Annotated in this window: 17 protein-coding genes, 1 tRNA gene and 1 pseudogene; 10 read left to right on the top strand and 9 right to left on the bottom strand. The window is 65.1% G+C overall.

Annotated elements, in window-relative coordinates; translation table 11 throughout:
* The first annotated feature begins 570 nt into the window (after positions 1-570).
* The 4 genes from AC07O0_RS23790 to AC07O0_RS23775 are packed head-to-tail and all read left to right on the top strand — an operon-like array spanning position 571 to position 4,283.
* On the top strand, positions 571-1,125 hold the full coding sequence (locus AC07O0_RS23790) for a hypothetical protein (protein WP_494626329.1): 555 nt from the start codon (positions 571-573) through the stop codon (positions 1,123-1,125).
* Positions 1,122-2,483, top strand: a complete 1,362-nt coding sequence (locus AC07O0_RS23785) for a 7-cyano-7-deazaguanine synthase (RefSeq protein WP_494626327.1) — start codon at positions 1,122-1,124, stop codon at positions 2,481-2,483. The genes AC07O0_RS23790 and AC07O0_RS23785 overlap by 4 nt, the downstream gene beginning before the upstream one ends.
* A complete protein-coding gene (locus AC07O0_RS23780; RefSeq protein ID WP_494626325.1) occupies positions 2,480-3,664 on the top strand; it encodes a helix-turn-helix domain-containing protein in 1,185 nt (394 codons plus the stop codon). Before AC07O0_RS23785 ends, AC07O0_RS23780 begins: the two co-directional genes overlap by 4 nt.
* Entirely contained in the window at positions 3,639-4,283 is a 645-nt protein-coding gene (locus tag AC07O0_RS23775; protein WP_494626323.1) for a PIN domain-containing protein, read from the top strand. The genes AC07O0_RS23780 and AC07O0_RS23775 overlap by 26 nt, the downstream gene beginning before the upstream one ends.
* A gap of 19 nt (positions 4,284-4,302) precedes the next feature.
* Here the strand turns inward: AC07O0_RS23775 and uvrA are convergent, their stop codons facing one another.
* The 4 genes and pseudogenes from uvrA to AC07O0_RS23755 form a co-directional block, all read right to left on the bottom strand.
* Positions 4,303-7,266: an excinuclease ABC subunit UvrA gene (gene uvrA, locus AC07O0_RS23770; protein ID WP_494626321.1), complete on the bottom strand. Its 2,964-nt coding sequence runs from the start codon at positions 7,264-7,266 to the stop codon at positions 4,303-4,305.
* Between the two features lie 142 nt (positions 7,267-7,408).
* Entirely contained in the window at positions 7,409-8,608 is a 1,200-nt protein-coding gene (locus tag AC07O0_RS23765; protein WP_494626319.1) for an MFS transporter, read from the bottom strand.
* A complete protein-coding gene (locus tag AC07O0_RS23760) occupies positions 8,584-9,171 on the bottom strand; it encodes a GNAT family N-acetyltransferase (RefSeq protein WP_494626694.1) in 588 nt (195 codons plus the stop codon). The genes AC07O0_RS23765 and AC07O0_RS23760 overlap by 25 nt, the downstream gene beginning before the upstream one ends.
* A gap of 63 nt (positions 9,172-9,234) precedes the next feature.
* Positions 9,235-9,375 (bottom strand): annotated as a pseudogene (locus AC07O0_RS23755) (YjiS-like domain-containing protein); the annotation flags it as partial.
* Between the two features lie 112 nt (positions 9,376-9,487).
* Here AC07O0_RS23755 and AC07O0_RS23750 point away from each other — a divergent pair.
* The 5 genes from AC07O0_RS23750 (at position 9,488) to aroA (ending at position 14,259) form a co-directional block, all read left to right on the top strand.
* On the top strand, positions 9,488-10,372 hold the full coding sequence (locus AC07O0_RS23750) for a LysR family transcriptional regulator (RefSeq protein WP_494626318.1): 885 nt from the start codon (positions 9,488-9,490) through the stop codon (positions 10,370-10,372).
* 193 nt (positions 10,373-10,565) lie between these two features.
* Positions 10,566-11,558: an ABC transporter substrate-binding protein gene (locus AC07O0_RS23745; RefSeq protein ID WP_494626316.1), complete on the top strand. Its 993-nt coding sequence runs from the start codon at positions 10,566-10,568 to the stop codon at positions 11,556-11,558.
* The gene (locus AC07O0_RS23740) at positions 11,555-12,412 is read left to right on the top strand and encodes an ABC transporter permease (RefSeq protein WP_494626314.1); all 858 of its coding nucleotides are present in this window, start codon (positions 11,555-11,557) and stop codon (positions 12,410-12,412) included. Before AC07O0_RS23745 ends, AC07O0_RS23740 begins: the two co-directional genes overlap by 4 nt.
* 93 nt (positions 12,413-12,505) lie before the next feature.
* Positions 12,506-12,805, top strand: a complete 300-nt coding sequence (locus AC07O0_RS23735) for a putative quinol monooxygenase (RefSeq protein ID WP_494626312.1) — start codon at positions 12,506-12,508, stop codon at positions 12,803-12,805.
* A 182-nt stretch (positions 12,806-12,987) separates the two neighbouring features.
* Positions 12,988-14,259 carry a 3-phosphoshikimate 1-carboxyvinyltransferase gene (gene aroA / locus AC07O0_RS23730; protein WP_494626311.1) on the top strand — a complete coding sequence of 424 codons (1,272 nt, stop codon included), beginning with the start codon at positions 12,988-12,990 and terminating at the stop codon, positions 14,257-14,259.
* Positions 14,260-14,442: 183 nt separating this feature from the next.
* On the opposite strand, the gene ssb is transcribed toward aroA, so the two are convergent.
* The 5 genes from ssb to AC07O0_RS23705 all read right to left on the bottom strand — a co-directional run bounded on the left by ssb (position 14,443) and on the right by AC07O0_RS23705 (position 17,915).
* Complete coding sequence (ssb, locus tag AC07O0_RS23725) at positions 14,443-14,979, bottom strand: single-stranded DNA-binding protein (protein ID WP_494626309.1); 537 nt, start codon at positions 14,977-14,979, stop codon at positions 14,443-14,445.
* Positions 14,980-15,204: 225 nt separating this feature from the next.
* Positions 15,205-15,978 (bottom strand): NAD kinase, encoded by a 774-nt coding sequence (locus AC07O0_RS23720; protein WP_494626307.1) that lies wholly within the window; start codon positions 15,976-15,978, stop codon positions 15,205-15,207.
* A gap of 138 nt (positions 15,979-16,116) precedes the next feature.
* Positions 16,117-17,103: an MBL fold metallo-hydrolase gene (locus AC07O0_RS23715; protein WP_494626305.1), complete on the bottom strand. Its 987-nt coding sequence runs from the start codon at positions 17,101-17,103 to the stop codon at positions 16,117-16,119.
* Between the two features lie 239 nt (positions 17,104-17,342).
* Entirely contained in the window at positions 17,343-17,768 is a 426-nt protein-coding gene (locus AC07O0_RS23710; RefSeq protein ID WP_494626303.1) for a hypothetical protein, read from the bottom strand.
* A gap of 72 nt (positions 17,769-17,840) precedes the next feature.
* A tRNA-Thr gene (locus tag AC07O0_RS23705) sits at positions 17,841-17,915 on the bottom strand.
* A 398-nt stretch (positions 17,916-18,313) separates the two neighbouring features.
* Here AC07O0_RS23705 and AC07O0_RS23700 point away from each other — a divergent pair.
* On the top strand, positions 18,314-20,119 hold a 1,806-nt coding region (locus AC07O0_RS23700; RefSeq protein ID WP_494626302.1), incomplete at its 3' end, for an autotransporter-associated beta strand repeat-containing protein.

Genomic DNA, 20,119 nt, shown 5'->3' with positions numbered 1-20,119 from the left:
TCCTTCACCCACGCGCCAGACCCCGCCCGCAGGCCTGCCTGCGGGCGCTTCGAAAATACGGGGCTGGCGGAGCGCCGCGAGGCGCGTCGAGTAGCATCCGCTTCCGTTGAGCCAGGAAGCGGCGCGGATGAAGCCTCATCCGCACGCCCCGTGGCGCTCCGCCTTCGGCGATTTTAAAGCTCCGGGCCGCGCTTCTGCGAAGCCGGCTGCTGGCCGTGCCGCGATGCCATTGGAAGCCAGGTCCCCTCTTCGGGTCGTCGCTCCCTCGGGCCGTGCGGTGGCCGTTGCAGCCGCTTCATCTAGCGAGCTCCTCGCACAGGGGTCGTATTGCCCCCAGGGCGGTGCCCCGAAGCCTCCCGGGAGCGGGGCGTAACCCCCGCCCGCAGGCGCCGACCCTCACCCAGCCTCTGGCATACCTCCGGATGGCCGCCCCGTATGGGTGATGGGCGAGGGGATTATACCGGAGGTTTTGGGGGCGGGGATAAGTTTGCTGTCAATGTCAGCTCGGAGTGATCGTTGTGTTGACATTGTCAGGTGTTTCGTATTAGAAGCCTGACAGTGGAGGCCAGCATGAGCGACGGACCCTACAAGAGCTTGCCGCAGCGACCGCATTGGAAAGCGGTGATGCGGCGGGCCTCAAATCTGAGCACGCCAATTTCCGAGGTGTGTGAAGCGAGTGAAATAGCGATCAAGCGAGATCTCTTTAATCTGCCGATCTCGCGCATGCGCGAGATTATCGAAAGTTCTCTTTTTCCAGACGATTCGACTAGGCAATTGGAGGCGCTTTCGCTCGCCCATGCGGGGGATGTTGCTGTGCAACAGGCTCTTGATCATGCAATCGATGCGCTGCAGCAGGGCATAAGGGGCGACGCTGCCATTCAAGTGTCTGTAGAGGGTGCTGTAAACGAGGCTCTTCGCTCGCATTGCCGTGGAATGGAAGAGCATCACGAACGTTCAGGCGCAGCCAAGGCGGGGCAACTACGAGGCCGTTTAAGAGAGTTACGGGATACGTTTGACTTAAAGCGCGTCGCCAAAGAAATCATGAACCCATTAACGCGAGTCAGGCGTTCAAAACTGCGGTTAACTCAACGGGATGGCCTTGATGACGGAGTTCCAAAGCTATGAGTTCACGTGCTCCAAATTTCCGCGCGCCCCAAATAAGTTTAAATTTTGTGGAATTCAAAAGTAATTATGATATAAATCCAAGAGAAATTCTAATTGATAGCGCAATTGATTTTTCGACCAAGGCGCTTGAGACTTATTATTTTAAGGGGTGGGAGCCAAGATTATTTGACGCAATGGTTATTGCGGGTGCTATTGAGTATGCTGACCGTAGTATCCGGCGGCCGGCTCATGGATGGGCTCGCCGTTTTTTCCTACGGATTCCTGTATATGATTGCGCTAAATGGGCGTCGTCTGAGGTCTCTGAGGCCTTGGTTGCTGTGGCGCAGTTTCTGACCGGTGATTTTTGGTCCTTCGAGTTCGCCAAGCGGGAGACGCAAGAGCCGTTTCACAACAAGCCCTTGTTCCCGTTCGAGGTTCCAACGAGCGCGGTGATGGCTTACAGCGACGGCATGGATTCTCGCGCCGTATACGGTCTGGAAGCAGCAAACAGAAATACAGGTATCCTGCGGGTCCGGTTAGGCCGGAAGGCTGGGGGGCGCCCGTCAAAGCGCCAGCGCGATCCCTTCGTCGGTGTACCTTATAGAGTCAGAGCTCGAGGAGAGACGACGGCACGAAGTCGGGGGTTGAAGTTCGCGGTTGTCAGCGGGCTCGGCGCTTATATGGCTGGAGCCGCAACGATCGTTGTTCCCGAAAGCGGTCAAGGTGTCTTTGGGCCGGTATTGGCGTCCCTGGGGCACAGCTATCCAGATTATCGCAATCATCCTCTGTTCTTTGATAAAGCTTCCAAGTTTCTGCGCTTGTTACTTGAGCGTGATATTCAGTTTGTTCAGCCGCGTATCTGGTCGACAAAAGGTAAGACGCTGGAGGCCTTTTCTCCTCTTGATCCCGAAAGGGAGTGGGCGACGACGACGTCCTGCTGGCGCAATCAGCAATGGAGCTCAGTCAATGGAAAGCAGCGGCAATGCGGAGTCTGTGCGGCGTGCATGCTTCGCCGTATGAGTGTACATGCTGCTGGCCTTTCAGAGGCTCCAGAGCGCTACATCTGCGAAAATCTGGAAGCGCCAGTGCTTGATCAAGGGATCCATCGAGATTTTGCTCGTATGGGTCTCGCATTTCGAGAGTATGCGCTCGCTGGGCTGCTCCATCTAGAGCATATGGCTGATTTGGTTTCATCTGAGTTCCGGCCGCTGCTAAGTCGCCACGCGCGTCAGATTGCAGGGCCTATGAGACTAAGCGCCGGGGAGATCGAGGGCGAATTAGTCAGCCTTTTCGCAAGCCACGCAACCGAATTGGCCGCGTTCAAAAAAGACTTAGGAGAGGGCTCGTTTATTAACCGGCGGGCCTGGGGAATATCATGACTGAAATCAGAGAGCGACTACCAGACGCCGAGGTTGGCGAGCGGCTTCGCATTGCCCGCGAAGCAGCAAAAATCACTCAGGCTGATGCGGCCGCGCTCATCAATGCGGCTCGTACTACGGTTGTTGCCATCGAACAGGGAAAAAGACGTATTCAGACGGCGGAGCTGCAAACGCTTGCTGCCGCCTATGGTACTTCGGCGAATGCAGTACTGCGCCAACAAGCGGTCCATCTTGATCTTGTTCCAAAATTTAGAAAGCTAGCAGAAGCTATCGATATCGATGCTGAGAATGCATCAAAAATGCTGAGTAATCTAGTTCGAGCTGAAGTTGAACTTGAAAACGCGCTTGGCATTGTGCGAGCGCGCAACTATCCGCCAGAGCGACCCCTCTTGCCCGGCGATATTCGGCTTCAAGCTGAGCAGGATGCGCAAGATATGCGCGATTGGTTAGGCATCGGAGCTGGCCCAATTGGCGACATTATTTCGTTATTGGAGCTTCATATCGGGATAAGAGTATACATACGGAGATTGCCAGCAAAAATATCGGGGCTGTTTGCCTACGATGATCGTATCGGTGCGTGCATTCTTTTGAATGGCAGTGTGCTTTATGAGCGGGTCATTGCAACGGCAATTCATGAACTCGGTCACTTTGTCGCAACGAGGAGGCAGCCAGAGGTTCTAACGACTGACGAGCGCTTTCAGTCCAGAGAGGAACGTTACGCAAATATCTTTCAAAGGTGTTTTTCTATGCCTGCGCGTGCGATACAGCAACGTTACAGTGAAATTACGGCGGGGCATTCTCATCTGACGCGGCGGCATATAATTTTGTTAGCCAATGCATTTGGCGTATCGCGGGAAGCGATGGCGCGCCGATTGGAGGAGCTACACTTAGCGAGAGAGGGCACTTGGGATTGGTTTCAAGCTAACGGCGGTATCACCGACGAACAGGCACGCGAAGTGCTTGGTGATTCTATTTTGCGCCCGTCATTAGGTTCTATTTCTGGTGATCTGGTTCCAGCTCGCCTCGCATTGTTGATAAGAGAAACGTGGAAAAGGGAATTGTATAGTGAGGGGCAGTTGGCTCGTATGCTTGACATGGACCGGCATACGATCCGAATAATTCTAGACGGCGCTGAGCAGGAGGAAGGCGAAGCGAATGAGCTTACGAAGCTTCCGCTCTGATAAGAGCGCTTCCCTTGTTCTAGACACGAGCGTGATTATCAATCTTCTTGCAAGCGGGTTTGCGGCGTCCATTTTGGAGGCTCTGCCCGGCCAAGCTATCATGACCGTTAACGTGAGGCGTGAACTATTGACGTCTTGCCGCTTTGGCAGTGAGGACATCGCTACGCTGCAATCCTTGATCGATCAGGGTTTGCTAAGAGTTAGCGAGCTTGGCGAAAATGGAATGCTTACGCTCGCAACCCTTATCGACGGCTCCCGGGGGGTAGATTTAGATGATGGCGAAGCTGCTACTATTGCCTATTCGATTGAGATAGGTGCTTGCGCGGTGCTGGATGAGCGGAAAGCTCGGCGAGTCTGCGGGCAACATTTTCCGACAATGTCATTGTCTTGTAGCGCCGAACTTCTGCTATTGCCCGGCTCAGCTTTAAAAGTGAAAGCAGACCACCAGAGATTGGCAATTCTCCGCGCACTCCAAATTGGACGGATGCGGGTTCCCGTTGAATTAACCGCCCAGGTTGTCGCTATTATTGGCGAGGATCAGGTCGCAAACTGCCCAAGTCTACCCAGATTTGCACGAGCTAATGCGGGTAAGAAAAAGGCAGCCGCGGCTCAAAACTAGTAAGCGGCGGGCCTGACCTCTACTCCGCCGCCTCCCGCGCGCCCTTGCCTTTCAACGGCCGCCGCTCCAGCACCTCCTTGAGGAAGCGCGCGGTGTGGCCCTTGCCGATCCGCACCACATCCTCCGGCGTGCCCTGCGCCACGACCTCGCCGCCGCCGTCGCCGCCTTCGGGGCCCATGTCGATGATCCAGTCGGCGGTCTTGATCACTTCGAGATTGTGCTCGATCACCACCACGGAATTGCCCTGCTCGACCAGCTCGTGCAGCACCTCCATCAGCTTGGCGACGTCGTGGAAGTGCAGGCCGGTGGTCGGCTCGTCGAGGATGTAGAGGGTGCGGCCGGTGGCGCGCTTGCTGAGCTCCTTGGAGAGCTTGACGCGCTGCGCCTCGCCGCCCGAGAGCGTCGTCGCCTGCTGGCCGACCTTGACATAGTCGAGCCCGACGCGGGCGAGCGTCACCATCTTGTCGCGGATCGAGGGCACGGCCTTGAACAGGTCCTTGGCCTCCTCGACCGTCATGTCGAGCACGTCGGCGATCGAGCGCTCGCGGTATTTCACCTCGAGCGTCTCGCGGTCATAGCGCTTGCCCTTGCAGACGTCGCAGGTGACGTAGACGTCGGGCAGGAAGTGCATCTCGATCTTGATGACGCCGTCGCCCTGGCAGGCCTCGCAGCGGCCGCCCTTGACGTTGAACGAGAAGCGGCCGGCCTGGTAGCCGCGCGCCTTGGCCTCGGGCAGGCCGGCGAACCATTCGCGGATCGGCGTGAAGGCGCCGGTATAGGTCGCCGGGTTACTGCGCGGAGTTCTGCCAATGGGCGACTGGTCGATGTCGATGACCTTGTCGAGATGCTCCATGCCCTCGATGCGGTCATGGCTCGCCGGGTGCTCGATCGAGCCGTTGAGCTTGCGCGCGATGGCCTTGTAGAGCGTGTCGATGATCAGCGTCGACTTGCCGCCGCCCGAGACGCCGGTAATGCAGGTGAACAGGCCGAGCGGCACGTCGACCGTGACGTCCTTGAGGTTGTTGCCGCGGGCGCCGACGATCTTCAGGGAGCGGCCCTTCTGCGGCTTGCGGCGCTTCAGCGGCACCGGCACGCTCATCTCGCCGGTGAGGTATTTTCCGGTGAGCGAGTTCGGGTCGCTGAGGATGTCCTGCGGCGTGCCCTTCGAGACGATCTCGCCGCCATGGATGCCGGCGCCGGGGCCGACATCGACGACATAGTCGGCGGTCAGGATCGCGTCCTCGTCATGCTCGACCACGATCACGGTGTTGCCGAGGTCGCGCAGCCGGCGCAGCGTGCCGAGCAGGCGCTCATTGTCGCGCTGATGCAGGCCGATCGAGGGCTCGTCCAGCACATAGAGCACGCCGGTGAGGCCCGAACCGATCTGGCTGGCGAGGCGGATGCGCTGGCTCTCGCCGCCGGACAGCGTGCGCGAGCCGCGCGCCAGCGTCAGGTATTCCAGGCCGACATCGAGCAGGAAGGTCAGCCGGTCGCGGATTTCCTTGAGGATGCGCGGGGCGATCTCGTTCTGCTTCGCCGACAGGCGCGAGGGCAGGGCGCTGACCCAGGCGAGCGCGTCCTTGACCGAGAGCTGCGAGATCTCGCCGATATGGCGCATGTCGATCTTGACCGCCAGCGCCTCGGGCTTGAGCCGGAAGCCGTTGCAGGCCGCGCAGGGCGTCTCCGACATGAAGCGGCCGATCTCCTCACGGGCCCAGTCGCTCTCGGTCTCCTTCCAGCGCCGCTCCATATTGGTGATCACGCCCTCGAAGGGCTTCTTCACCTCATAGGCGCGCAGGCCGTCATTATACGCCATGCGCACGGCTTCCGTGCCGGTGCCGAACAGGATGGCGTCGCGGGCGCTCGTTGGCAGCTCCGACCAGGGCTTGGTGGTCGAGAAGCCGAAATGCTTGGCGAGCGCATCGAGCGTCTGGCCGTAATAGGGCGAGGTCGACTTGGCCCAGGGCGCGATCGCGCCCTTCTTCAAGCTGAGCGAATGATCCGGGACGATCATCTCCGGATCGATCCGCATCTCGTGGCCGAGCCCGTCGCAGGCCGGGCAGGCGCCGAACGGGTTGTTGAACGAGAACAGGCGCGGCTCGATCTCGGGGATGGTGAAGCCGGAGACCGGGCAGGCGAACTTCGAGGAGAAGGTGACGCGGCGGGCCTCGCCGTTCTCCTCCTTCTCGTCGGCATACTCGAAAACCGCGATGCCGTCGGCAAGGTCGAGCGCCTGCTCCAGCGAGTCGGCGAGGCGGGCACCGAGATCGGGGCGGATCACGATGCGGTCGACGACGACGTCGATGTCGTGCTTGAACTTCTTGTCGAGGCTAGGGGCGTCCGGGATCTCGTAGAACTCGCCATTGACCTTGACGCGCTGGAAGCCGCGCTTCAGCCAGTCGGCCATCTCCTTGCGGAACTCGCCCTTGCGGCCGCGCACTACCGGCGCGAGCAGGTAGCCGCGGGTCTTCTCCGGCAATTCGACCAGCCGGTCGACCATCTGCTGCACGGTCTGGCTCTCGATCGGCAGGCCGGTCGCCGGCGAATAGGGGATGCCGACGCGCGCCCAGAGCAGGCGCATATAGTCGTGGATCTCGGTGACGGTGCCGACCGTCGAGCGCGGGTTCTTCGAGGTCGTCTTCTGCTCGATCGAGATCGCCGGCGAGAGCCCGTCGATCTGGTCGACATCGGGCTTCTGCATCATCTCGAGGAACTGGCGGGCATAGGCCGAGAGCGACTCGACATAGCGGCGCTGGCCCTCCGCATAGATCGTGTCGAAGGCGAGCGAGGACTTGCCCGAGCCGGAAAGGCCGGTGAACACCACGAGCTTGTCGCGCGGAATGGCGAGGTCGACATTCTTGAGATTGTGCTCGCGCGCGCCGCGCACCGAGATGACGCGGGCATTCGGATCGGCCGCACGGTTGCGGTCGAACATGTCTTCCAGCGTCGCGGCCTGTTCGGCGAGCGTGGTCTTGCGAGCCATGGTGGTGTCCGATTGAGCTTTAGCCGTACAGATAGGGCAATCGCCGTGCCGTGCCAGTGCAGCCGGGCGAGAGGCGGGCATGAGTAGCACGCAGCCGCCGATGTTGCTGCATTGTTCTTGTGGGGTGTGCTGACAGAGATTGTCAGGAGCGTGGCAGGCTGCGGAAGCGGCGCCGGAGCAGGATCGCCGCGACCAGCATGGCCAGCGCCAGCGTCCCCGACAGGATCAACGCCGCCGAGGCGCCATAGCGCTCGATCAGCAGCGCATAGGCGAGGGGCGCGGCGGCCGAGAGGAAGAAGCCAGGCGCCAGCAGGCGGCCGACATAGGCGCCGTAGCTTTTCGGATCGAACAGCATCAATGGCAGCGTGCCGCGCGTGATCGTCAGCACGCCGTTGCCGGCGCCATAGAAGAAGGCGAAGGCGAGCGCCGCGATGGCGCTCGCGCCACCGGCGAGCCCGACGACGAAACAGAGCGGCAGCACCAGGCAGGCAACGAGGTTGAGGTCGAACGGGCTGGTCTTCGCCCCGAACAGGACTTCGCCGAGCCGCGCCAGGGACTGGCCGATGCCGCGCGTCGCACCGATCCAGACCGCGGCCGCGGCGGGCAGGCCGAGCCCGGCGAGGATGCCGATCATATGGGCGGACATGCCGGCATTGAGGATGCCGGCGAAGGTGACGATCAGCGCATAGAGCAGGCCGGCGAAGCGGGTGTCGGCCGGGCTGAGCGTAACGACGGGCTTTGCGGCGGCAGCGTCGGACTGGGGCCGCGCCGAGACCGCAGGCAGCGTCAGATGCAGGGGCAAGGTGAGCAGCGCGAAGCCGGCATAGGCGATCAGTGCGCCGCGCCAGCCGAACTGCTCGGCGAGCGCATGGCCGAGCGGCCAGAACACGGTCGAGGCGAGGCCGCCGAGCAGGGTGATCTGGGCGATCGGCCGGCGCGCGGCGCTGCCGCCGATCCGGGCCAGTGCTGCGAAGGCGGCGTCGTAGAGGGTGAGCCGCATGGCGAGGCCGAGGCAGAGCCAGGCGGCGTAGTAAGCGGCGATTGTATGGGCGAAAGCGAGGCCGAGGCAGCCCGCGGCGGTGAGCAGCGAGCCCACGCACATCGCGGCGCGGCCGCCATGGCGGTCGATCAGCCGGCCGACTGCGCCGGAGGTCAGCCCCATCACCAGCAGCCCGGCCGAGAGCCCGCCATGGATGATCGCCTGCGACCAGCCGAGTTCGTTGCCGATCAGTTCACCAAAGGCGCCGACCAGGTAATAGGAGATGCCCCAGGAAATGAGCTGCGCCAGCCCGAGGCAGAAGACGGTGCGGCGGGAGATCACCTGGCCGATCCGGCCGTCCATGGCTGTGGCAGCATCCCGTCCCCCGGGCCGAGGCTGCGCTGCATCAGCACGGTGTCAACCCAGCGGCCGAACTTGAAGCCGGTCGAGCGCAAGGTGCCGACGGGCTCGAAGCCGAAGCGGCGATGCAGGCCGATCGAACCGGCATTGCCGCTGTCGCCGATATTGGCAAGCATCTGGCGCCAGGGCCCGGCCTCGCAGCGGCCGATCAGTGCGCCGAGCAAAGAGGAGCCGATCTTCCGGCCACCGAACCCATCGGCGACATAGATCGAGTCCTCGATGGTGTGGCGATAGGCCGGGCGAGGGCGATAGGACGTCGCATAGCTGTAGCCGACGATCCGACCGTCCTGCTCGGCGGCGAGATAGGGCAGGCCGAGTCCCAGCACCGCCTCTCGTCGTGCCAGCATCTCCGCGACGCTCGGCGGCGTCTCCTCGAAGCTGGCAAGACCATAAAGGACATGATGGGTGTAGATCGCCTGGATCGCGGCCATGTCCGCCTCCTCAGCATCGCGGACGAGGATGGGCGGTACCGCGTCGCCGGCGGCCTCAAAGGTCGTCATCGTCATCGTTCCGGCCCGGCAGGGCCGCCTTTCCGTCTTGTCGGGGCGCCCGGTCAGCGCCTCCTGTCGCGTCACACCGATATCGGCGAGGCGGTGCTCGTCGAGTTCGCGCAGGGTCCGCAATTGCTGATAGCGCGAATGCTGGGAGGAGCCGAGATAGTTTGCTGCCTCAAGCAGCAGCTGTCGTCCTGCAGACCAGATCCCGTTCATCGCTCGCGCCTTGCCGCGGTCGGATTCTTCCGAACCGCCAAGGCAGCTTGCGCTTTGCCGTCTCATAAATGAAGCTTCTCGAAGTTATGCAGAGCATGAGAAATTCTTTGAGATGCGCGATCTTCGCCTCGATCAGCTCGACAGCTTCCGCCAGGTGATCGCGCTCGGCAGCTTCTCGGCGGCGGCCGAGAGGCTCGGCCTGAGCCAGCCGGCGGTCAGCCTGCAGATCCGCGAGCTCGAGCGCCGGCTCGGCACGGTGCTGATCGAGCGGGTCGGACGCCGGGCGCAGCCGACGGCCGCAGGCACCGAATTGCTCGACCATGCCAGCCGGATCGCGGCGGCGGTGGCGGCGGCGCAAGAGGCGATGGCGCGGCACGCGACCGGAGCGATGGGCCGCGTCCGGATCGGCACCGGCGCCACCGCCTGCATCTTCCTGCTGCCGCCGGTGCTGCGCGAATTGCGCCAGCGCCACCCGACGCTGGAGATCACGGTCAGCACCGGCAACACCTCCGACATCGTCAAGGCGATCGAGGACAACCAGATCGATATCGGCCTGGTCTCGCTGCCGGCCGCGGGCCGCAGCCTCGACGTGACGCCGCTGCTGGAGGACGAGTTCGCCGTGATCGCCCCACCGGGCATGGACTTGCCGGCGCGGTTGACGCCCGAAGCGCTGGCGCGTCTGCCGGTGCTGCTGTTCGAACCCGGCGGCATCACGCGGCGCATCGCCGATGAATGGTTTGCCCGCGCCGGCGTGACGCTGCGCCCGGTGATGTCGCTCGGCAGTGTCGAGGCGATCAAGCGGCTGGTCGGCGCCGGCCTTGGCTGCGCTATCCTGCCCGGCATGGCGGTGCGCGGCGAGAGCGACGGGCTGGTGGTGCGCTCTTTGTCGCCGCGGGTGCATCGCACCCTCGGCCTCGTGCTGCGCAAAGACAAGCCGCTGCATCGCGGCCTGCGCGAAACGCTGAAGGCGTTGCGGGCGCTCGCTACGCTCGGCTGAGCTAGCACTGCTGACAGGTCCGGTCAGGCGCGCGGTCCATCCCATCCGCCGTTTGCGCAGTGCCCATGATTTGAAAGCGGCGCTAAGGTTTTCGCCTGTCGGGCGGAACATTTCGCCTGCTTTCGCGCTTCGTGGACATTCCGGGGAGTCAGGTGCCGCGATCGGGCACAGCAGCCAGCGGGGGATCGTCATGATGAAAGCCGTTCTGCGAGGGGCCGCGCTGCTGTTCGGCCTCGGCCTCACCGCTTCCGGGTTCGCCTGCGAGCTCAACCGGCCGCTGAAGATGGCCGGGCTCGACTATGATTCCGCCGCCTTCCACGGCGCAGTCGCCAGCGCCATCGCCGAGAAGGGCTTTGGCTGCAAGGTCGAGCGCGTGCCGGGCGTGATTGCGCCATTGGTCAACGGCCTGGGGCGCGGTGATGTCGACATCGTCATGGAGATCTGGCTGGCCAACCCGGTCGAGGCCTGGCTCAAGGAATCTGCTGCCGGCAAGGTCGAGCCGCTGGGCACGACCTTCCCCGATGCGACCGAGGGCTGGTTCGTGCCGCGCTATCTCGTCTCCGGCCCCGACGCCAAGGCGCCCGAGCTGAAATCGGTGCAGGACCTCAAGCGCTATAAGGACCTGTTCACCGATCCGGACGAACCGGGCAAGGGTCGCTTCTACAATTGCGTCGCCGGCTGGGTCTGCGAGGGCATCAACAGCAAGAAGCTCGTCGCCTACGGGCTCTCCGGCGATTTCACCAATCTGCGCGGCGGCTCGGGCGAGGCGATCGTCGCCGCTGTCGAATCCGCCCTGAAGCGCAAGCGGCCGGTGGTGTTCTATTATTGGGGGCCGAGCTGGCTGCTCGGCGCCTATGACCTGGTCAAGCTCGAGGAACCGGCCTTCGACCAGGCGATCTGGGACGAGCTCAAGGCGAGCGATGCGCCCAAGCGCGCCACTGCCTATCCGGTGAGCCGCGTCGTCATCGGCGCCAATGTTGAGCTGGCGAAGAAGGCGCCGCAGCTCGCCGGCTTCTTCAGGAAGTACACCACCACCAGCGAACTGACCTCGAAAATGCTCGCCGAGGCACGTGAGAAGGGCGTCTCGCCCGAGCAGCAGGCGCTCGTCTTCCTCAAGACCCAACCGGATGTCTGGAAAGCCTGGCTGCCGGCTGACATCGCCAGCAAGGTCGCGTCCGGCCTGTGACGCTCGACGGGCTGCCGGATCTCGGCAAGGCGCTGCAAAGGCTGGTCAACCGGGCGGTCGATGCCGTCGTCACCGGCTATGGCAGTGATCTCGACGGTTTTAGCAGGCTGCTGACGGCGCCCGTGCGTGGCGTCGAGGCGGCTCTGCTGCTCATCCCGGTGCCGGTTTTCGTCCTGGCCGTCGCCGCCGGGGCCTGGCTGGCGCGTCGCAGTGTTCGCTTTGCCCTCGCCATGACGATCCTGCCGCTGGTGCTCGTCGGGCTCGGCGTCTGGACCGAGGCGATGCAGACGCTCGCGCTCGTCATCGTCGCGGTGCTGCTGGTCGTTCTGCTCGGCCTTCCACTCGGCGTCGCTGCGGCGCGCCTGCCGCGCCTGGGGCGGGCGCTCGCACCAGTCTATGACCTGATGCAGACCATTCCGAACTTCGTCTATCTGATCCCGGTAGCGATGCTGCTCGGGCTGGGGCGGGCGCCAGCGCTGCTCGCGACCCTGATCTACGCCCTGCCACCCTTCGCGCGGCTGACCGAGCTCGGCCTGCGCGGCATCGATATCGGCATGATCCACGCCGCTCGCGCGCTTGGGCTCGGGCCGTGGCAGACGCTTTGGCTCGTCGAATTGCCTTTGGCGCGGCCGGTGATCCTGCAGGGCCTCAACCAGGCGATCATGCTCTCGCTCGCCATGGTCGTGGTCGCCTCGATGATCGGCGCCAAGGGGCTGGGCGAGGTCGTCCTCCTCGGCCTGCAGCGTGCCGATCCCGGCCTGGGCTTCGTTGGCGGGCTCGCGGTCGTGGCGCTGGCGATCCTGCTCGACCGCATGGCGCAGGCGATCCTTCGGCAGCGGCGGCCGCCGACGTGAGCAGGGGCTGCTGACGGATTCGGTCAGGACGATCGGTTGCGCCGCATCCGTCGCTTGGGCAGGGTGCCGCCCGAAACGGGAGAGGGCGCTGCCATGTACGGGTTGATCGGAAGGATGCGGGCCAAGCCCGGCGAGCGCGAGGCGCTGATCGGCTATATCCTCGAGAGCAGCGGCGAAATGCCAGGCTGCCTGAGCTACATCGTCGCCCGCGATCCCGACGATGCCGACGCGATCTGGGTGACCGAGGTCTGGGATCGCGAGGAGAGCCACAAGGCCTCGCTCGCTTTGCCGGCCGTGCAGGCGGCGATCGCCAAGGCCAAGCCGATCATCGCCGGCTTCGACAGCCATGTCGTCACGCAGCCGGTGGGTGGGTTCGGGCTGGCGAAGGGCTGACCCATTCGCCGTCATGGTCGGGCTTGTCCCGACCATCCACGTCTTTCTGATCGAGAGTGGTGCTCAAGACGTGGATGCTCGCCACAAGGGCGAGCATGACGGTTTGGGTTCGCAATGACGGTATGCCTTCCGCTTGCCGGCTGCACGGTCTAAGACCCTCACGACCGAGCCGCGAGCCTGCCATGACCCAATCCGCCCTGAGCAAACTCACCATCCTGCCGACGACGGCGGCGCTCACCGGCCGCGTGATGCCGCCCGGCTCGAAATCGATCACCAACCGGGCGCTGCTGGTGGCGGCGCTGGCGAAGGGCACCAGCCGGCTCAGCGGCGCGCTGAAGAGCGACGACACCCGCTATATGGCGCAGGCGCTGCGCGACATGGGCGTCACGATCGACGAGCCCGATGCGACCAGCTTCATCGTCACCAGCGACGGAAAGTTGCGGGCTCCGGCCAAGCCGCTCTTCCTCGGCAATGCCGGCACGGCCACGCGCTTCCTGACGGCGGCGGCGGCGCTGGTCGACGGCACGGTCGTGGTCGACGGCGACGAGCATATGCGCAAGCGGCCGATCCTGCCGCTGGTCGAGGCGCTCACGAGGCTCGGCGTCGCGATCGCCGCGCCGAGCGGCTGCCCGCCGGTGACGATCGCGGGGCAGGGTGGTTTCGATGGCGGGCTGGTCGAGGTCGATGGCGGGCTCTCCAGCCAATACGTCTCGGCGCTGCTGATGGCCGGCGCCTGCGCGCGCAATCCCGTCGATGTCGTGCTGACCGGGCAGGAGATCGGCGCGCGCGGCTATGTCGACCTGACGCTGGCGACGATGCGTGCCTTCGGCGCCGAAGTCTCCGAGCCGCAGGGCGGCGGCTGGCGGATCGCGCCGACCGGCTATGCTGCGACCGATTACCTGATCGAGCCGGACGCCTCGGCCGCGACCTATCTCTGGGCGGCGGAGGTGCTGACCGGCGGCGCGATCGATCTCGGCGTGCCGGCTTCCGCCTTCACCCAGCCCGACGCCAAGGCGCATGAATTGATCGCCGCCTTCCCGAATCTGCGGGCCGAGATCGACGGCTCGCAGATGCAGGATGCAGTGCCGACGCTGGCCGTGCTCGCCGCCTTCAACCGCACGCCGGTGCGTTTCACCGGCATCGCCAATCTGCGCGTGAAGGAATGCGACCGGGTCGCGGCCTTGTCGCAGGGCCTGTCGCGGATCCGCGAGGGGCTCGGCACGGAGGAGGGCGACGACCTGCTGGTCGCCTCCGATCCGGGACTGGCCGGCCAGACGCTGCCGGCCGAGATCGACACCTTCGCCGATCACCGTATCGCCATGAGCTTCGCGCTTGCAGGGCTGAAGATCGGCGGCGTCACCATCCTCGATCCAGGCTGCGTCGCGAAGACCTATCCGGACTACTGGCGCGCGCTCGGCTCGCTCGGCGTGCGCTTCGAGGGCGAGGTGCCTTAAGAACTGGCGCTACCGTCATTCCGGGGCAGGCCGCAGGCCTGAGCCCGGAAGCCAGAAACGAAGAAGCGGCCGAAAGGAGCTTTCGGCCGCAACACTATCCCGATAATTGGCAACGGTTCTTGATTCCGGGCTCTTCGCTGCGCGAAGCCCCGGAATGACAGGTATGAAACCCGCTCAGAAGTCCTAGAACGGGATGTCGTCGTCGAGATGGCTCGACGAGCGCGAGCCGCTGCTGCTGCCGCCGCTCGCCATCGCCGGCTGGCGCGAGCCGCCGCCGACCGGGCTCGAGCGGCCGAAGGAGCCGCCCGAAGAACCCTCGTCGCCATAGCCGCCACCGCTGCCGCCGCCGAACTCGTCGCCGCCCTGGCCGCGGCTGTCGAGGATGGTGAGCTCGCCGCGGAAGCGCTGCAGCACGATCTCGGTCGTGTACTTCTCGACGCCCTGCTGATCCTGCCATTTGCGGGTCTGCAGCTGGCCCTCGATGTAAACCTTCGAGCCTTTCTTCAGATACTGCTCGGCGACCTTGGCGAGGTTCTCGTTGAAGATCACCACGGAGTGCCACTCGGTGCGCTCCTTGCGCTCGCCCGACTGCTTGTCGCGCCAGGTCTCCGAAGTGGCGATCCGCAGATTGACCACCGGCTCGCCGCTGCCGAGGCGCCGCACCTCGGGGTCGCGCCCGAGATTGCCGACCAGGATGACCTTGTTGACGCTACCAGCCATGACAGGCTCCACTTCCTGCGCACTTCACCACAAAACCGGCCGATCGACCGGAGCCGGACCCTAGCCGGCCATGCGGCCACTATCAACGATGTTCCTGTTTTGTTCAAGGGCTTTTCCGCGGCTTGTCCCCGACAAAAATGCGAACTGACGAAAGCCTGCCGGGAGAGCAGCGCAACCGGTAGAGGGAGGGCTGGCAGCGAGGCTCGGCCGGCCGGCGCAGCAGCCTCAATAGCCGAACTGCTCGCGCAGGATGCGCTCGTCCAGGCTGTGGCCGGGATCGTGCAGCATGACGAGGTCGAGCGAGCGGTCGATCGCGATCTGCACCGAGATGACATTGTCGATCTGGGTATGGTCGGCGACGGCGCTGACCGGGCGCTTCTCGGCCTCCAGCACCGCGATCGTCACCCTGGCATGGTCGGGCAGGAGGGCCCCGCGCCAGCGCCGCGGCCGGAACGGCGAGAGCGGGGTCAGCGCCAGCAATGGCGCGTCGAGCGGCAGGATCGGGCCGTTGGCGGAGAGGTTGTAGGCGGTCGAGCCGGCCGGGGTCGCGAGCAGCACGCCATCTGCAACGAGTTCGGACAGGCGCACCTGCCCGTCGACCGAGATGCGCAGCTTCGCCGCCTGATAGGAGCGGCGCAGCAGCGAGACCTCGTTGATCGCGCGCGCCTCGACGCGCTTGCCGTTGCAGTCGACCGCGGTCATCGCCAGCGGATGGACGACGCTGCGCTGCGCCGCCTCGAGCTTCTGGCGCAGGCCCCGCTCGCGGAACTCGTTCATCAGGAAGCCGACCGAGCCACGATTCATGCCGTAGATCGGCTTGGCGGTGCCCATGAAGCGATGCAGTGTCTGCAGCATCAGCCCGTCGCCGCCGAGCGCGACGATCACCTCGGCCTGCGCCGGGTCGGCGTCGCCATAGCGTTCGACCAGCTTGGCGCGCGCGGCCTGAGCCTCGGGCGTCTCGCTGGCGACGAAGGAGATGGCGGCGAAACGCTCGGTCATCGCTGGTATCCGGTCGGCATAGTCCTAGCGGTCTAGCACGGCCCCGGACAGGATCGCGAGCCACCCAGCGAACACGCCGCCAAAAAGAAAGGCCGAGGCGCTTGCCCCGGCCTTTCCCCAGCGGAGTGCGCGAGGGTCTCAGATCGCGCTGCTCCACTGCAACGGTACGAGCTCGAATCCGTTGCCGGCCTTGGCGATATGGCCGGTGGCGGGGAAGGGGGCATGATAGAAGGCGACCTGCATCTTGTCGGCGACCGCCATGTCGAGCAGCTTGCGCCGGGTGGCGGCCGCTTGCGGCCCGTCCATGTCGAACACCGCCGACCAGTCGGGATTGCGCACGAACAGGGCCGGGTGGTTGGTCGTGTCCGACATCACCATCAGCTTGCCGTTGCCGGAGGAGACGGCATAGACGGTGTGGCCCGGCGTATGGCCGGGTGCGGCGATCGCGGTCACGCCCGGGACGATCTCCTTGCCGGCCTCGTACTGCTTCACATCCTTGGCGACTGGGCCGAAGACGCGGCGCACGCCATTGAATGCGCCCTTCATCGCCTCGGGCGCGGCGTTCATCCTGGCGTCGTCCATCCAGAACGCCCATTCCGCTGCCGGCACCATCACCTCGGCGTTCGGGAAGACGGCGGTGCCGTCCTTGAGCCGGAAGCCGTTGATATGGTCGCCATGGAAATGGCTGAAGACCACGGTCGAGACGTTCTTCGGATCGAGCCCGGCGGCCTGGAAGTTCTTCATCCAGGCGCCCGAGGTCGGCGCGCCGGAATCGCCGTTGCCGGTGTCGATCAGAACGAGCTTGTCGCCGATCTGCAGAGCCAGCGTGGTGAAGGTGATCGAGAGCGCGTCGCTCGGCAGATAGGCCTGCTCCATCGCCTTCTTGACGTCGGCGAGCTCGGCATTGCGGACGAAGCCTTCGAGCGGGCGCTTGGCGAAGCCGTCATTCAGGGCGGTGACGGTGATGTCGCCGATCTTGTAGCGGTAGAATCCGGGATTCTGGTTCACGGGCGCTCCTTGCGCTTGGGCCGGCGCGATGCCGACGGGCAGATCGAGCGCGGCAACGGCGGTAAGCGCGCCAGCGCCCGCCATCACGGTACGGCGCGAGGGTTCGAAACGGGCCATGTCAGGCTCCAACAACGAGAAGAGCATGACCTCCCCCGGATAGCGCCCCGCCAGCCGGCATCATGCCTGGGCTTCGGATCGGCCCGAGCGCCAAACTAGCTTGAGGAACAACGCCTTCAACCGCCCTGTGGTTTCCCAGGGTCAACTTTCCGTGAAGTTGCCGCGGCAGCGACGCTTGATCGGGCAGGTTGAATCGATATGTGCGGCGAATCGGCTTCGCCTTTGAAGCCGCGGGCTTTCTACTGATCGCCCTGCGCCGGGGATTGCTCGGACCGCCCCCTGGCGAAGGCCTTGAGCAGCGCGGCGCAGAGCGCCAGCGAGGCGAGTGCGCCCTGGCCCGAGCAACCGGCGACCAGCGCCTCATAGGTCTGCTGCTCGGTCGCGACCGACTGCAGGCTCCAGTTCCAGTCCGGCGCCTTTTCGCGGATGACGTTGACCGCGACGTCGATCTCGGCGCTGATCTTGCCGATCGCCTTCCACAGCGAGCCCTGCTGATAGATGCCGCCGGGCGGGGTGCGGGGAGCGAGCAGGGTGGTCGGCTTGCGCCGGACGGTGAAGCCGAGCGCCTCGTAGATGTCGGCGTCGAGATTGCGGTCGGGGCGGCCGGTGCGCTCGCAGCGTTGCGCGAGAGCGAGCAATTGGTCGCGCTGGTCGGCAGAGGTCATCGCTCGGCAGGCTCCGGTCGTCCTCGTCGTCGCGGTGGCATGATAAGCAAGCGGCAGGCCACCGAAATCGAATGGTGCCGGCGGAGAGGATCGAACTCCCGACCTTCGGTTTACAAAACCGCTGCACTACCGCTGTGCTACGCCGGCCCTGTGCGCTGCGGTATCAGGCCGCTGCGGCAAGGGCAAGACCGGTGGGCGGCGGGTGGAGCGGATGATCCGCCAGGACGCCGCTGCAAATTTGCGACACCGGATCGATTTGGGGGGTTGTGAACGGCTGTTCATTGCCTCGCGCGCGGAGCTGCCTAAGCCTGCCGACAGCTAGGCTGGGGATTGCCGTGACCTTCGTATTCGTTCTGCTGGCTGCGCGCATTCAGCGACAGCGCATGTGGCACCTGTCTGATATCGCGGCGCCGGCCTGTGCTCGCCCGTTCCGCGACGGCGAGCCTTTGCCGAAGCGTCGTGGGTCGCTCAAGGCGTCGACCGCTCTTATCGGTCTGACCCTTCTTACCGCCGGCCTTGGGCTGCTCGGTACGACAGTCGCTGTCATGGCTGAAGGCGGGGCCGGTGGTGCCGGTGGCGGCAACGGCGGCTCCGACTCGGCGACTGCCGGCGGCGGCCCGGGCAATATTGCCGCCTCCGGCGGCGGCGGTGGTGGCGGCGCCGGCACTTCCGGCGGCGTTGGCGGATCGGGGGCCGGCGGCTCGGCTGGCGCGGCTGGGATAAACCCGGGAGGTGCCGGCATCGGCGGCGGCGGCAGTGTCATCATCGGCGCCGGCGCCGGCGGCGGCGGTGGTGGTGCTCATGGCAGCGTCGGTTCGACGCCTCCGATCACCGCGTCGAGCGGCGGCAATGGTGGCCGTGGCGGCAGTGCCCTTGGGGCGGCGGCGGGCGGCGGTGGCGGTGGCGCCGGCGGCTGGGGCGCCGTGATCACCGGCACGGGCGCGCTCGGCACGTTCGCTGAGACGGCGACCGGCGGCAATGGCGGCGCCGGAGGCGACAGCCAGAGCGGCGGCGGGAGCGGCGGCAGTGGCGGCCATGGCCTGGCGCTGACCGGCGGTGCAGGGACGACGCTGGAAACCATCCGCGACCTTCGCGGTGGACGAGGCGGCGACGGTGGCGGTGTTTCGGGCTTCGGCAGCGTCGGTGGCACTGGCGGAGCCGGCGGCCATGGTCTGCTTCTGACGGGCGCCGAGACGGTCACGCTTTATCAGAACGTCGTTGGTGGTGCCGGCGGCACGGGCGGCAGCAGCACGTTTGGCGGCGGTGGCGCCGGCGGCGCCGGCGGTGCCGGCGTGTCCGCGATCAATGGCGCGGTGATCACGGTCGATGACGGGGTCCAAGGCGGTAGCGGCGGTGCAGGTGGTGCCGGTCTCGTGACTGGCGCGGCTGGCGCAGGAGGCACGGGCATCGTCGGCAACAACGTCGCCATCACCATGACCACCGGCGGTGGGATCGCCGGCGGCCTGAGCGGCGACGGCATCCGCGGCTATGCCCTCTCGCTGTCCGGCGACAGCAAACTGACGATCATGCGCGCAGGGACTGCCAATCTGTTTGGCGGCATCCAGCTGGTCTCGGGCACGCTGACGCTCGATCAGGCCAATGGTGTCGACATCACCATCGCCAATGTGATCAGCGGAGCGGGCGGCCTGCGCAAGACCGGTATCGGCACGGTGACGCTGACGGATGCGAACACCTATACCGGCGGCACGACGATTTCGGGTGGAGCGCTCCAGATCGGCGATGGCGGCACGACCGGCTCAATCCTTGGCGACGTCGTCAATCATGGCCAGCTCGTCTTCAATCGCAGCAATGCGATCAACTTCAATGGCGCCATCAGCGGCACGGGCAGCCTGACCAAGCAGGGTGCCGGCGCGCTGATCCTGTCCGGCACCAACACCTATTCCGGCACGACCACGATCGAAGCCGGAGCGATCTTCATCAATGGCGCGCAGGCGCTGTCGGTGGCGTCGGACTACAGCATCGCCGCCGGCGCGGGGCTGGAGATCAGCGATGGGCTGGGCGCGGTGACCGCCGGCTCCATCGCCGGCGCAGGGACGATCCAGATCAGCACCGGTACAAAACTGAGAGCAGGCAGCAACAATGCCTCGACGACGTTCTCGGGCACGATCAGCGGCAATGGTGCACTCGACAAGACCGGCACTGGCACGCTGACCCTGACAGGTAGCAATACCTATACCGGCGGGACGACGGTCTCGTCCGGCAAGCTGGTGGTGAATGGCTCGATAACCGGCTCGGTGAGCTTGAGCGGCGGTTCGCTCGGCGGCTCCGGCACGATCGGCGGTGTCAGCGTCGCCAGCGGCGGCACGGTCGCGCCGGGCAATTCGATCGGG

The organism is Allobosea sp. GW821-FHT10B12, from assembly GCF_059415545.1.
The sequence above is the reverse complement of the archived record's forward strand: the minus strand, read 5'-3'. Positions and strand labels throughout refer to the sequence as shown.